The organism is Chryseobacterium sp. KMC2 (assembly GCF_016756935.1).
Classification (GTDB): Bacteria; Bacteroidota; Bacteroidia; order Flavobacteriales; family Weeksellaceae; genus Chryseobacterium; species Chryseobacterium rhizosphaerae.
The window spans coordinates 80,029-93,321 of record NZ_JAESIT010000014.1 but is presented as its reverse complement, the minus strand read 5'-3'; the positions used below and the strand labels follow the sequence as shown (position 1 = coordinate 93,321).

10 protein-coding genes are annotated in these 13,293 nt (G+C 39.0%); 7 read left to right on the top strand and 3 right to left on the bottom strand.

Going from position 1 to position 13,293, the window contains the following annotated elements:
• From JML65_RS16555 to JML65_RS16545, 3 genes are all read left to right on the top strand, one after another.
• Entirely contained in the window at positions 1-1,185 is a 1,185-nt protein-coding gene (locus JML65_RS16555; RefSeq protein WP_202271472.1) for an efflux RND transporter periplasmic adaptor subunit, read from the top strand.
• On the top strand, positions 1,185-4,331 hold the full coding sequence (locus JML65_RS16550; RefSeq protein WP_202271471.1) for an efflux RND transporter permease subunit: 3,147 nt from the start codon (positions 1,185-1,187) through the stop codon (positions 4,329-4,331). Before JML65_RS16555 ends, JML65_RS16550 begins: the two co-directional genes overlap by 1 nt.
• A gap of 91 nt (positions 4,332-4,422) precedes the next feature.
• Complete coding sequence (locus JML65_RS16545) at positions 4,423-5,838, top strand: TolC family protein (RefSeq protein WP_052188800.1); 1,416 nt, start codon at positions 4,423-4,425, stop codon at positions 5,836-5,838.
• Positions 5,839-5,907: 69 nt separating this feature from the next.
• Here JML65_RS16545 and JML65_RS16540 read toward each other — a convergent pair whose 3' ends face one another.
• Positions 5,908-6,477: a disulfide bond formation protein B gene (locus JML65_RS16540; protein ID WP_084084429.1), complete on the bottom strand. Its 570-nt coding sequence runs from the start codon at positions 6,475-6,477 to the stop codon at positions 5,908-5,910.
• Between the two features lie 11 nt (positions 6,478-6,488).
• Positions 6,489-6,641, bottom strand: coding sequence for a DUF5993 family protein (locus JML65_RS24145; protein WP_374709608.1), 153 nt, complete (start codon positions 6,639-6,641; stop codon positions 6,489-6,491).
• 96 nt (positions 6,642-6,737) lie between these two features.
• On the opposite strand from JML65_RS24145, the gene JML65_RS16535 reads away from it, so the two are divergent.
• Together JML65_RS16535 and JML65_RS16530 are read left to right on the top strand one after the other, a co-directional pair.
• Positions 6,738-7,229: a GNAT family N-acetyltransferase gene (locus JML65_RS16535; RefSeq protein ID WP_084084427.1), complete on the top strand. Its 492-nt coding sequence runs from the start codon at positions 6,738-6,740 to the stop codon at positions 7,227-7,229.
• Complete coding sequence (locus JML65_RS16530) at positions 7,226-7,705, top strand: MarR family winged helix-turn-helix transcriptional regulator (protein ID WP_047493004.1); 480 nt, start codon at positions 7,226-7,228, stop codon at positions 7,703-7,705. Before JML65_RS16535 ends, JML65_RS16530 begins: the two co-directional genes overlap by 4 nt.
• 124 nt (positions 7,706-7,829) lie before the next feature.
• On the opposite strand, the gene JML65_RS16525 is transcribed toward JML65_RS16530, so the two are convergent.
• Complete coding sequence (locus JML65_RS16525; protein WP_202271470.1) at positions 7,830-10,439, bottom strand: TonB-dependent receptor; 2,610 nt, start codon at positions 10,437-10,439, stop codon at positions 7,830-7,832.
• Positions 10,440-10,919: 480 nt separating this feature from the next.
• Here JML65_RS16525 and JML65_RS16520 point away from each other — a divergent pair, with 480 nt between their 5' ends.
• Together JML65_RS16520 and JML65_RS16515 are read left to right on the top strand one after the other, a co-directional pair.
• Positions 10,920-11,915, top strand: coding sequence for an alpha/beta hydrolase (locus JML65_RS16520; protein WP_202271469.1), 996 nt, complete (start codon positions 10,920-10,922; stop codon positions 11,913-11,915).
• Positions 11,916-12,100: 185 nt separating this feature from the next.
• Positions 12,101-13,231, top strand: coding sequence for an alpha/beta hydrolase-fold protein (locus JML65_RS16515; protein ID WP_202271468.1), 1,131 nt, complete (start codon positions 12,101-12,103; stop codon positions 13,229-13,231).
• Positions 13,232-13,293: the final 62 nt, after the last annotated feature.

The following is a 13,293-nucleotide window of genomic DNA, read 5'->3' as shown; positions in this document are numbered from 1 at the left end:
ATGAATAATAAGCTAGTTATACTTTCCATTGCAGCGTTTTCACTGACTGCCTGCAAAAAAGAAGCTCCGAAACAGGATGGTGCCAAGCCTTATCCTGTTATTTCTGTGGAGGCAAAAAATATAGTGGGTTATCAGACGTTTCCGGCTACCATTCAGGGTAGGGTAAACAATGATGTGCGTGCAAAAATACAGGGTTATATCACCCAGCTATTGGTAGATGAAGGACAATATGTTACTAAGGGACAGCCTTTGTTTCGTCTGGAAACCAATATTCTGACTGAAAATGCAGCAGCATCCAAAGCAGGAATTGGTGCCGCAGAATCTACTATTGCAGCGGCTCAGGCTTCAGTAAATGCAGCTCAGCTTGAAGTCAACAAGCTAAAGCCACTGGTTCAGAAAAATATCATCAGTAACATTCAGCTACAGACAGCTCAGGCCAACCTGGCTCAGGCTCAGGCACAGCTGCAGCAGGCCAATGCGGCAAAAAGACAGGCTGTGGCTAATTACAAAGGGGTAGAGGCTAACATCGACTATTCTATCATCCGTGCGCCTATTTCAGGGGTTATCGGTAAACTTCCATTGAAAGTGGGGAGCTTGGTAGGACCGTCTGATCAGATTCCTCTGACTACTATTTCTGATACCTCTCAGATCTTTGCCTACTTTGCCATGAATGAGAAAGAATATTTTGATTTCCTTGAAAAATCTCCAGGAGCTTCCATGCCTGAGAAAATTAAAAACTTACCTATGGTTGAGCTTCAGCTAGCCAATGGAAGTCTTTATCCTGAAAAAGGAAAAATTGAAGCCATTACCGGTCAGATTGATCCTACAACTGGAACCATTCAGTTCAGAGTTGCTTTTTCTAATGCTCAGAAACTTTTAAGTAATGGTAACAGTGGAACCATCAGATTCCCACAACGATATGATAACGTATTGGTTGTTCCTGAAAGTGCTACCTATGAACAACAAGGTATTGTTTACGTATATAAAGTAGAAAAAGATACCGCTAAAAATGTTGTGATTAATGTGATTGACAGAATCGACAATATGGCTCTTATAAAATCAGGAGTTAATAAAGGAGAAGTCATAGTAGCTGCTGGTATCGGAGGTCTTAAACCGGGAACTGCCGTGAAGCCGAAACCAATCAAAATGGATAGTCTTGTTCAATCAATAAAACCGAAATTCTAATGATAAAAAACTTTATTAACAGACCGGTTTTATCTACCGTAATCTCAATTTTGATTGTGATTCTCGGTATTTTAGGACTTGTCTCGTTACCGGTTACACAGTATCCGGATATTGCACCACCTACGGTGAGTGTTTCCGCCAACTATACGGGAGCCAATGCTGAGACGGTGATGAAAAGTGTAGTGGTACCTTTGGAAGAGCAGATCAACGGGGTAGAAGGTATGGATTATATCACTTCCAGTGCTGGAAACGACGGTTCTGCCCAGATCCAGGTTTTCTTCAAACAAGGAATAGACCCGGATATTGCGGCAGTAAACGTACAGAATCGTGTGGCCAGAGCAACCCCTTTATTACCTTCTGAAGTAACACGTTCAGGGGTTGTAACGCAAAAGCAGCAAACCAGTGCCTTGATGTATATGTCTTTCTATTCCGAAAATAAGGATCTGGATGACGTTTACCTTCAGAACTTTTTGAATATTAACATTATTCCAAACCTGAAAAGGGTAAATGGTGTAGGAGATGCCAACGTTTTTGGAGGTAAAAACTACTCGATGAGAATCTGGTTGGATCCTGCAAAAATGGCTGCCTACAGTGTAACACCTACAGATGTTACCAATGCGATTAACGAGCAGAGTAGAGAAGCTGCAACGGGTTCTATTGGCCAGAACAGCGGAAGCTCTTTCGAGTATATCATCAAGTATGTAGGTAAATTCAACGATAAAGAACAGTATGATAATATCATCATAAAATCTCTTGCAAACGGACAAAACCTAATGTTGAAGGATGTGGCCAAAGTAGAGCTGGCAGGTCAGTCATACACAGGAATCGGGGAGAATGGAAATTCACCTTCCATCAGTATGGGGATCTTCCAGACGCCAGGTTCCAATGCCCAGGAGATTATTAAAAATATCAAAACGTATCTGAAATCAGCTGAGGGAACTTTTCCAAAGGGGGTAAAGTATACTTTTAACTTTGATACCAACGAATTCCTTGAAGCTTCTATTGAAAAGGTAGTACATACCCTGATCGAAGCCTTCATTCTGGTATTTATTGTAGTGTATATTTTCCTTCAGGACTTCAGATCTACACTGATTCCGGCCATCGCGGTTCCGGTATCTATTGTAGGAGCGTTCTTCTTCCTGAATCTTTTCGGATATTCACTAAACCTGTTAACCCTTTTTGCCTTGGTACTGGCTATCGGTATTGTGGTGGATGATGCCATTGTCGTCGTCGAGGCCGTTCATGCCAAGATGGAGCATGGTATTTCCGATGCTAAAAAAGCGACGGTAGAAGCAATGGATGAGATTACAGGGGCTATTATTTCTATTACTTTGGTAATGGCAGCGGTATTTATTCCGGTGACGTTTATTACTGGGCCTACAGGGGTATTCTACCAACAGTTTGGTATTACGCTGATTATAGCCATCATCATTTCAGCTATTAACGCATTAACCCTGAGTCCGGTTTTATGTTCATTATTCTTAAAACCTCACGCAGAGCATCATGCAGAGTACAAAAACTTAAACCTGTTACAGAAGTTCTTCTATAAGTTTAATATTGCTTTTAAAACAACTACTGAACGTTACGGAAGAGGATTTGTGTTTCTGTTAAGACATAAATGGGTAACCCTGATTATTTTTGCTGTTACCGGAGGGATCTTATTCTGGGCAAGCAGCAGTATGAAAAAAGGGTTTGTACCTACAGAAGACAGAGGGATTATCTTTACAGATGTTCAGCTTCCTCCGGGAGCTTCTATGGAAAGAACTTATAATGCATTGAAAACACTTCAGGCTAAAGCATTAAAAGTTCCGGGAGTACAAAATGTAACGATTTCTACAGGACGAGGATTCTTATCCGGAAACGGAAGTAACAACGGTCTTGCCTTTGTTAAGCTAAAACCATTTGAAGAAAGAAAAAAAGACGGACAGACTTCTGAAGATATTACTAAAAAATTATTTGGAATTGTAGGATCTGTTCCTGATGCCAAAGTTGTATTCTTTCAACCACCAAGTGTACCGGGATTTGGTAACAGTGCAGGTTTTGAAATGGTATTGCTGGACAAATCAGGTGGAGAATATGCTGATCTGGATGATAAAACCAATGAATTTATCGGTAAGCTGATGCAGAGACCGGAAATTCAATTTGCTCAGACTTCATTCAATACAAAATATCCTCAGTATCAAATGGACATCAATGTTCCGTTAGCAAAACAGCTTGGGGTTTCCGTAAGTGATATCCTGGCTACTATGCAGGGGTATATAGGAGGTGTCTATACTGCTGACTTTACAAAATACGGAAAACAGTTTAGAGTAATGGTTCAGGCTCTTCCTGATAATAGAAAAAGTATTGATAACCTGAACGAACTCTATGTAAAAACAGGTTCTGGGGTAATGTCTCCGATCTCACAGTTTGTTACGCTTACAAAAGCATACGGACCACAGTCGGTAAGCCGTTATAACCTGTTTACCTCAGTGAAGGTAACGGGGGCAAACTCTGAAGGATATAGTTCTGGAGATGCCATTACGGCTGTACAGCAGGTAGCCAATGAAACCCTGAATCAAAACTACGCAGTAGAATTTACCGGGTTGACCAGAGAAGAATTGAATTCAGGATCTCAGACGCTTCTTATTTTTGGGCTTAGTTTGATCTTCGTTTACTTTATCCTTTCTGCGCAGTATGAAAGCTATATTCTTCCGCTGATTGTTATTATTTCTCTTCCTCTTGGGGTAATGGGAGCTTACTTCGGACAGAAGATTATGGGCTTGGAAAATAATATTTATTTCCAGATTGCCCTGATCATGCTCGTGGGACTACTGGCGAAAAACGCGATTCTTATTGTCGAATTTGCTGTTCAGAGAAGACATCATGGTGAAACGATTGTCATGTCTGCCATCAATGCAGCTAAAGCCAGAGTAAGACCTATTCTAATGACATCTTTTGCCTTTATCTTCGGTCTATTGCCGTTAGTTCTTGCAAGTGGAATCGGGGCAGTGGGTAACAGATCAATTGCAACAGGAGCCGCTATTGGACTATTGATAGGAACTATTTTAGGATTATTTGTAATTCCTGTTCTGTATGTGATCTTTGAAACACTGCAGGAAAAAATTAAACCTCTCAAAAAAGAAGATATCAATTTAGCAGAATAAAAATAATGATTTAGAAAAGAGAAGTTAGACACTGGCTATCCGGCTAAAAACTAACTTCTCATTTCTGGATTCTAACTTCTAATTTTAAATAATGAAGAGTTTATTAAACATCATAAAAGGAATAACTTTTTCAGTTTTCATACTGGGAGCCATTACATCCTGTATGGCGAGAAAAGATTATGAAAGGCCGAAGAACGTTGTGGACGAAAAGCTTTTCCGTACAGATATGCTTCCTGCTGACAGTACCAATATTGCAGATATTTCATGGAAGGAAATCTTTACAGATCCGGTACTTCAGGGACATATCTCTAAAGCTTTAGAGAATAACCTGGATATCAGGATTGCTTTACAAAGCATCAGTTCTGCGGAAGCTTACCTGAAACAAAGTAAAGCTGCTTATCAGCCTACCGTTTCTATTGGTCCTAACTATACTTTCCAGACTCAGTCTATCAACACGCAGTTTGGACAGATCATTGGAGACCGAAGATATGTTAATCAGTTTGATATTACAGCAAGTATTGGCTGGGAAGCGGATATTTGGGGTAAGCTGAAAGCTCAGGAAAAAGCACAGCTGGCTACTTATTTAGGTACAGTTGCTGCGCATAAAGCAGTAAAAAGCAGTCTTGTTGCTTCTATTGCTTCTGCGTACTATCAGCTGTTGACTTTCGATGCTCAGAAAAAGATCATTACAGAAACTATTGACGTACGTGAGAAAAACTTAGAAACGACAAAAGCTTTGAAAATTTCTGGAACCGTTACAGAAGTGGCGGTACAGCAAAGTGAAGCCCTTGTTTTTAATGCAAAATCTCTATTGATTGATATCGATACACAGATCCAATCCCTTGAAAATACAATGAGTCTTCTCATGGGGGAACCTTCTCACGCTATTGCAAGATCTACACTGGAAAACCAGAATCTTCCTATTGACTTAAGATTAGGATATCCGACTCAGTTACTGGCTAACCGTCCGGATGTTATGAGAGCAGAGTATAATCTGATGAATGCTTTTGAATTGACCAATTCAGCTAAAGCTCAGTTTTATCCTACTTTAAAGATCACCGGAAGCGGAGGGCTTCAGTCTGTAGATATCGACCACCTGTTCAGTGTAAACTCATTGTTTGCCAATGTAGTGGCAGGGTTGGCTCAGCCTATTTTAAATAAGAGACAGATTAAGACAAACTATGATGTGAGTCTTGCCAATCAGGAAACGGCTTATTTAAACTTTAGAAAAACTGTGCTTACTGCAGGAAAAGAAGTTTCCGATGCCATCAGGGTATATTCTGTACAGGATTCTTTTATTGAATTGAAACAAAAAGAATTGGATGCCTACAAAAAATCAGTTGACTATTCTCAGGAATTGGTAAACTATGGTATGGCAAACTATCTTGAAGTTTTAAATGCAAGTGTGAATTCACTGAATGCGGAGCTTAATATCTCCAATGCACGATACAATAAAATGAAAGCTGGCGTAGAGCTTTATCAGGCTTTAGGCGGAGGCTGGAAATAATTTATATATCCTTTAAACAAAAAAAGAGTTGCAGTTTTCCTGCAACTCTTTTTTTTGTTCATATCCCGATTACCACCATTCTCCGTTAAAGAGCATGTAGGAATCCGGATCATCCGGGCAAAAGCCGATACCACATTCAAAAAAAGTAGCCAGGCCGTTCGTTAAGGCCAGTAAAAAACAGATTCCAAAAGCCAGATTAGCTAATACCTTGAAACCAGGAGTAAGCTGATGATTTTCTTTTTTTTCAAATTGACCTGAAGACAGAAGCAAAAGCGCAATAGCCAGTATGCCGGAGAGAAAGGCAACAAGCGCCCAGCTATAAAGATGCATCCCCAATACAGGAGTTCCAAAACCATGGTCAGTGGGGCTTGGGCATACGTGGAGTAATATCTGTCGATAAGAAATTCCAGCTCCCAGCAATGCGCTCAGGATAGACAATCCATAGTGTGCTGAACTAAATCCAAATCTGAGGTTTAAAAAGAGCCCAAACATAAGTCCAAAGAAACATAGCCGTTGTAATAAACATAAAGGACATGGATATTCATGCATTACAAACTGAAAATAATAAGCACCTGATAAAATAGCGGAAACGATTATTATTCCCAGGAAATTGATGTAGGCAATATTTTGATTATTCATAATAGTGTTTTTTAAAATTGAAGATTCAGTTCATTTGTTATATGATACTTTGCTACTACAATAACAAGTAAAATACTTACTACGAATAAAATTATTGCCGGTTTTCTGCGGTTTTTCCAGCCTAGCCAGAATGCTAGCGCGAATGTTAAAAAAGGTAATGTCATCATAATGTGAATTTTTATTTGTTAAATATAAGAGAAAAATTTAATTTGGATATATGTATTTAACTACGTAGTTTTGTACTTTAAAATTCAAACACTATGAAATTGCAAATACATCCTATAGGAAATTCTTATTCGGAACAGGCTATCGATCTCATTCTTACGATTCAGCAAAAAGAGTTTAATGTTCCGCTTACAATCCATGACCAGCCGGATCTTTTTGAGATTGAAAGTTTTTACACCGAAGCCGGAGGAAACTTCTGGGGAGCTTTTATAGACGGAGAACTGGTAGGAACTATTGCTTTGGTCAAATTTGATGAAAGGGCAGGAGCGATCAGAAAAATGTTTGTGAAAAAAGAATTCCGGGGAAAAGAACTGAATATCGCACAGGAATTGCTGGAAATTTTAATTTCTTTCTGTCGAGAAAACGGAATAGATGATTTATATTTGGGAACCATCACAGTATTGAAAGCCGCTCAGCGGTTTTACGAACGGAATGATTTTGAAAAGATTGAGAAAGAAAAACTTCCGGCTCAATTTCCATTGATGGGATCCGACGATATTTTTTATCATTTAAATACCACCTTATGAATGTCATCAACGAAGCAGGGATACTTGCTATTTCAACCAGGCTGCACCGTCTGAGTGAGCAATTAAGAAAAGATGGGGCTATGATCTACAAAGCATTTGGGATAGATTTTGAACTCAAATGGTTTCCGGTCATCTTTACCATATATAAGAAAGAAACAGCAAGTGTGGTTGAAATTGCTAATGAAATTGGGTATACCCATCCTTCCACTATAACTCTGCTTAAAGAACTTGAAAAGCTCAAAATTTTAGAATGGAAAAAAGATATCAGTGATGAGCGTAAAAGGCTTTTTCTGTTAACGGCTAAAGGTATTGAGCTGGTTGAAAAGATGAAACCTGTATGGGAATTGGTCGCCATAGTATTGAGTGAAATCGCAGATAATGAAAATAATCTCCTAAAAGCCATTGATGAAGCTGAAGAAAAAATTGCCAATCAGTCTTTTTACCAGAGAGCAATGCAGATTAAGAATTCAAAATAAAAAACTGACCGGCCGTAGGGGGTATGATTTTATTACTACAGTCTTTTTTTCAAGGTCGAGCAAATATTACAAAACCCGCCAGAATTGGCGGGTTTTGTTGATATATAATTTGGATAATTCTGTATTAGAATCTGAAAGTGGCAGCAACAGACCAGGTTCTTCCAAATCCAAGGAATCCTGTATTGCCGTCAGCTACGCCCTGATAAACTCTTCCAGCTTCCTGGTATGTTTTTCCGGCATCCGGACCATTGGCAATTTTATCACCTGCAAAAATATTGGAGCTTAGCTCAGAAATATAGTACTTATTGAATAAGTTGTACACATTAGCTCTTAATGTCAAAGATTTTTTCTGATCGATAATGAATTTATAAGTAGCCCCTACATCAAATAAATGATAGCTTGGTAATTTTACAATCCCTTTTTCTCTTGCTGCTTCAGTAAGGAAGTTGATAGGGTTGAATTGCGCATAAAGCTTGTCATAATATTCCCAGTTAGCATCAATGCTGAAAGCTTTGGTAATATTATAATCAGCCCCGATGCTTGCTGTTGTTTGTGCAGCATCTCCTACCTTCAGATCTTTGATGTTGATGATTCCTGTTGCTCCGGATACTTCCTGGTTGCTCTGAACATCCATGATGTTGAAATTTGCATTTCCTTTGTATTTCCAGTTCCCTAATGATAACATCCCTCTAAGTCTAAGGTTAGAAAGCGGTCTTGCCTTCGCTTCCAATTCAACTCCCTGGTGTACTTGTCCAACATTCAGGGCGTTGTAGAAATAAGCATTTCCAAGTTTTAATTGAGAGAAATTGGCAACATCTGCAGCACCGGCATTGAATGTTCTTGAAATGAATCTGTCATCCCACTGTGTTCTGTAAGCGTTGATATTAACATCTACATAACGGGATTTGAACCCATATCCTAACTCTACAGAGAAGATTCTTTCATTCTTCGCATCATTGTAAATATTCTGGTTTGATGGGAATAAAGCATTAAATAAAGGCTGTCTTGAAATCACTCCTGTATTGAAAAATACGTTATGATGCTGGTCGATATTATAATTGGCACCTCCTTTTACGATATATCCCGTTTTGTGATACCATTTGGTTTCCTGATTTCCGGGAGTGTACAGCATATAGTCTATTCTCTTGTAATACTGTTCGGAAACTGATGCCTGCACAGAGGCACTTAGCTTTTCTGAACTGTATTCAACCATTCCATACATACCCGCCCATTTTACCAAACCTTCATTGTATATAGATACTTTCTGAGCATTATTCAGCTTGGTAAGAGGTTCCGGTTTTACAGTTTGGTCTACATAAGATCCCTTTGGAGCATTTACCGTATTAGGAATATACAATGCATCAGAACCCAACATATCGGTCACGATATCATAAAGTGCTCCTTTATACGTCTTCAGGTCGATCCCTCCGTTAAAAGTCCAGTTGTTCTTTGTGTAATTAAGATCCGCGATTGCTCCATACCAGTCATGAGAATTAATACTCTGCTTTCTCACAATACCGCTGGTTCCGTTTAAAGTCGCTACATACTGTCCGTTATGATCAGCCGGAGAACCTGCAGGAGCGGTAAAGGTTGATTTCTGGAATGAATTTCCATTATAATCGGTTACCAGACCTCCTCTGTTGTAACGGTAGATCATATCCCAGTTGATAGTACCGTCTCCGCCTTGTCCGTAATTCATGAAATTCATGGTTTGTCCGTTAGCGTTTTTGATAGAACCATTAAGTCCGGTACCACCGCCGCCACGTCCCCAGGAGCCATAAACAACTGTGGAAAGCTTCAGGGCATCATTAATATTCCAGTCCCAGTTAAGTGACGCAATAGGTTTGTGATAGAAGTTAGGAGCTAAATTGAAGGAAGAACCATTCAGCATTCCTGTTTGTGGATTGTATCTTCTTCCGTAAGTTTCAAACTGTCGTAGAGTGGCTACATTCGCCCCGGTGGCAGAAGATCTTCTTGTGTCGTGTACCTGTGGTGCACCCGTCGCAATCAAATTGAAGGCATGTTTTTCATTGGGCTTAAATCCTGTAGAGAAAAACCATGAATATCCTTCTCCTTTGGTTCCGTTGATATAACCGTCACCTTGCCAACGGGAAAGCAATACTGTAGTTCCCCATTTATTTTTTAATCCGGAAGAATACATAGCTGATACTCTGGAGTAGTTATCGTTACCTGCTTCCGCCTTTATCATTGCTTTTTGCTCAGAATCGGTAGCTTTGGTTACAATATTTATCGTTCCTCCTACAGACGGCACTACAAATTTAGAAGCTCCAAGCCCTCTCTGAATCTGAATATTGCTCGCAATATCTGCTAACCCCGTCCAGTTAGACCAATATACAGTACCTCCCTGCATATCGTTAACAGGCTGTCCGTTGATGATAACCGCAATGTTGGCACCATCAAAACCCCTCATGTTAATTCTGCTGTCTCCAAATCCACCACCTACTTTGGTGACGTACACGGATGGAGTAGACTTCATAATTTCGGGAAATTCTCTGTTCCCTAATTTTTCCTGAATTTCAGCTGCCTTAATGGTGGAAACTGCAACAGGTGTTTTTCTTTCTTTGGCTGTTTGGGAAAGGTTCCTTCCCACTAACATCACCTCATCAATAGATTTAGATTTTTCTAAAGAATCCTTCGTACTCTGTGCATAATATATGCCGGCCGTTGGTAGTACAAGCGCTATAAGTAGTCGCTTTTTAAAAATAATGCTCATGAAATAAACTAGCGTTTTTGAGTTTAAGGCTGCAAATATGGATATTTATTTTTTAATAGAGTATTAAATCTTTATTACGTGATTTCATAAAGAAGGGAATATGGGGATAACGGCTATTTTTTGTGACTTAATACAAGTGCTTCACTGATTTCATTTACAGGCTATTAGGGTGTGGGTATGCAATTTGTTAAGTGTGATTGCATTTGTTGTTAAAAATTTTAATCATATAATCTTTAATTTGTGAAAATGATATTTTGTAAAATAATCTGCCATAAAGCGCTTATCTTTATCCGTAAGATAGATCGTTTTTAGAAAAATCAGCTTTCATGCAGGCTGTTTATCCATCTTTTGTATTAGGATTTTATGGTTGATCTTTGTCATGAAAAATTTCTTTTCCGTATCATAAAATTTCCTTTTCGTATCATCCGATGGTAAGCATAATACTATTTTTGAAAGAATATAATCCGTATTACTATTATTATGAAAAACTCACTGTTATTCTTACTGCCTTTCCTGATCCCGGGTTTATCATTGGCTCAACAATATCATCCGCTAACTGCCCAGGAAGGAGAAAAAAGGCTGCTGCCTCAGTTTCAGGTTACGGGTCATATTCCGATTCAGGATATGACATTTGAAGAAGTAAAAAGAGATCGTAAAATTCAGGAAGAAATGGCCTGGCCGGAACTGAAAAACAAAGACAGTATTGAAGTAACACGGTCTAAAATTCCTGGACTGAATGCAAAAGATCCAGAAATTCCGGTAACGATTTATAAACTCAAAAATTCAAAAAAACTGCCCATATTTCTTTGGTTTCATGGTGGTGGTTTTGTATATGGAACCGCAAAATGGGATCATCAGCGATGTGCAGATTATGCATTGAAAGGAAATGCTGTAGTTATCAATATAGAGTACCGTTTCGCTCCGGAAAACCCTTTTCCGGCAGCCCTTCATGATGCGTATGCTTCATTATTATGGGCCTATAAAAATGCTGAAAGTATAGGTGGAAATCCAAACCTGATTGCTGTGGGAGGTTCCAGTGCGGGAGCTGGTATCTCCGGAGGCCTGGCCCAATATACCAGGGATCAGAAAGGTCCTAAAATCAGTTTACAGGTTCTGGAAATTCCGCCGGGGGATTTCAATATGGATTATCCGTCGGTCATTGAATTTAAAAGAATTCGGGGGCTTAAAGGTGACGACTTTCCGGTTTTAAAAGACTTTTACATAGGAAAAAAGGGGAATCCACAAGAGAAATATGTGCTGCCCGGAAATACTAAAGATCTTTCCAATCTTCCAGCAACGGTTATTTTTGTTGCAGGAACAGATCCTTTGCGGGATAGTGGATTGGCGTACGCTGACCGGCTGATAAAAGCAGGTGTTTTTACAGAATTACACCTCTTTGCAGGTTATGCCCACGGAATGCCACTCCCGGAAAGTATGGAGATCACGCTGAGAATGATGAAGCAGTTTCTTAAATAATCAGGATAGAAATGAGGAAGGGAAATCTGAATTCCGGACAGTCAGAAAAAAACAATATTCCACAGATTGAGATAAAGAAGAAATATTTTCCTTACTATTGATGTAAATAACGCAGTATCATCAGAAATATTGAAGGCTATTATATTATCTGACTGCGATTTTCTTAATATGTTAAAATTAAAATAATGCAGTACCCACACAAAATATCTTTAATTGCCATTTTATTTTCTTCCATTGCGTTTTCCCAGACGTATAAAACTTCTTCAACAGTTTTATCCGGAAAAGAATTTCCGAAAATAGACGCAGAGAGAAAAGCTGAATTTCAGGTGTATTTTCCTGATGCCAAATCTGTAATTTTAGATGGAGGTGATGGAATGAAAAGTATAAAATCCTCTGCTTCCAAAGGTGAAAATGGGTTTTGGAACATTTCTACCAGCCCTATGGAAATAGGTTTTCATTACTACTGGTTTAATGTGGATGGTCAACGTACAAATGATCCTAATACCCAGCTGTATTTTGGATACAGCCAACCGACCAGCGGAATTGAAGTTCCTTCGGGAGAAGATTTTTTCCTGGAGAAAAATGTAAAGCACGGAAAAATTGTTAACGACAGTCTGAGGTCAGAAATAACCCATGGCACACGGAACTTTAAAGTATACCTTCCTCCCAATTACGGATCCGAAAAACTTCCCGTTTTATATCTTTACCATGGTACCGGAGAAGATATTACCGGCTGGGAAAAACAAGGCTACATCCTTCACATCCTTGATAACCTTTTTGCGGAAAATAAGGCTAAGAAAATGATAGTGGTTATGGATTATGGCGTAGCCCTGAATCCTGAACAGGAAAAAATGCCGGACAACTATCCCAGAACTGTTCTTTCTTCTAAAAATCTTGACAAAATTGTTATCCAAGAACTGATTCCCTATATTGAAAAAAAATATAAAACCTCTGGCAAGAAAGCTATTGCGGGACTTTCCCGTGGCAGTTATCAGGCCATGCTGATTGGGGTTTCCCACCCAGAGGTATTCTCGGCCATCGGGGCATTTAGTCCGGTAATTTATGAAGGAACCGAGGCAGAGCCTTTTAAAGAACTCCCGATCGGAAACTTATTAAAGACTAAGAAAAAACCTTATTTCTTTATAGGAATTGGGGGAAAAGAAGATGTGTTATTTTTTAAATTTAATGAGGTGCTAACAACTTTTCTACATCAGAATAATTACCCTTATTTCCAATATAAATCTCCGGAAACCCGTCATGAATGGCTGACCTGGAGAAGATCATTTTATCAGTTCTCACAACATATTTTCAAGTGATAAAACATGATATTTGTCATGTTTTATAATTTTATTAACTTGCATTCAATAAATTACCGTTT

Bases quoted from the DNA above. Each gene is read 5' to 3' on its own strand.
- JML65_RS16555 (WP_202271472.1), top strand. From the start codon at position 1: ATGAATAATAAGCTAGTTATACTTTCCATTGCAGCGTTTTCACTGACT.
- JML65_RS16550 (WP_202271471.1), top strand. From the start codon at position 1,185: ATGATAAAAAACTTTATTAACAGACCGGTTTTATCTACCGTAATCTCA.
- JML65_RS16545 (WP_052188800.1), top strand. From the start codon at position 4,423: ATGAAGAGTTTATTAAACATCATAAAAGGAATAACTTTTTCAGTTTTC.
- JML65_RS16540 (WP_084084429.1), bottom strand. From the start codon at position 6,477: ATGAATAATCAAAATATTGCCTACATCAATTTCCTGGGAATAATAATC.
- JML65_RS24145 (WP_374709608.1), bottom strand. From the start codon at position 6,641: ATGACATTACCTTTTTTAACATTCGCGCTAGCATTCTGGCTAGGCTGG.
- JML65_RS16535 (WP_084084427.1), top strand. From the start codon at position 6,738: ATGAAATTGCAAATACATCCTATAGGAAATTCTTATTCGGAACAGGCT.
- JML65_RS16530 (WP_047493004.1), top strand. From the start codon at position 7,226: ATGAATGTCATCAACGAAGCAGGGATACTTGCTATTTCAACCAGGCTG.
- JML65_RS16525 (WP_202271470.1), bottom strand. From the start codon at position 10,439: ATGAGCATTATTTTTAAAAAGCGACTACTTATAGCGCTTGTACTACCA.
- JML65_RS16520 (WP_202271469.1), top strand. From the start codon at position 10,920: ATGAAAAACTCACTGTTATTCTTACTGCCTTTCCTGATCCCGGGTTTA.
- JML65_RS16515 (WP_202271468.1), top strand. From the start codon at position 12,101: ATGCAGTACCCACACAAAATATCTTTAATTGCCATTTTATTTTCTTCC.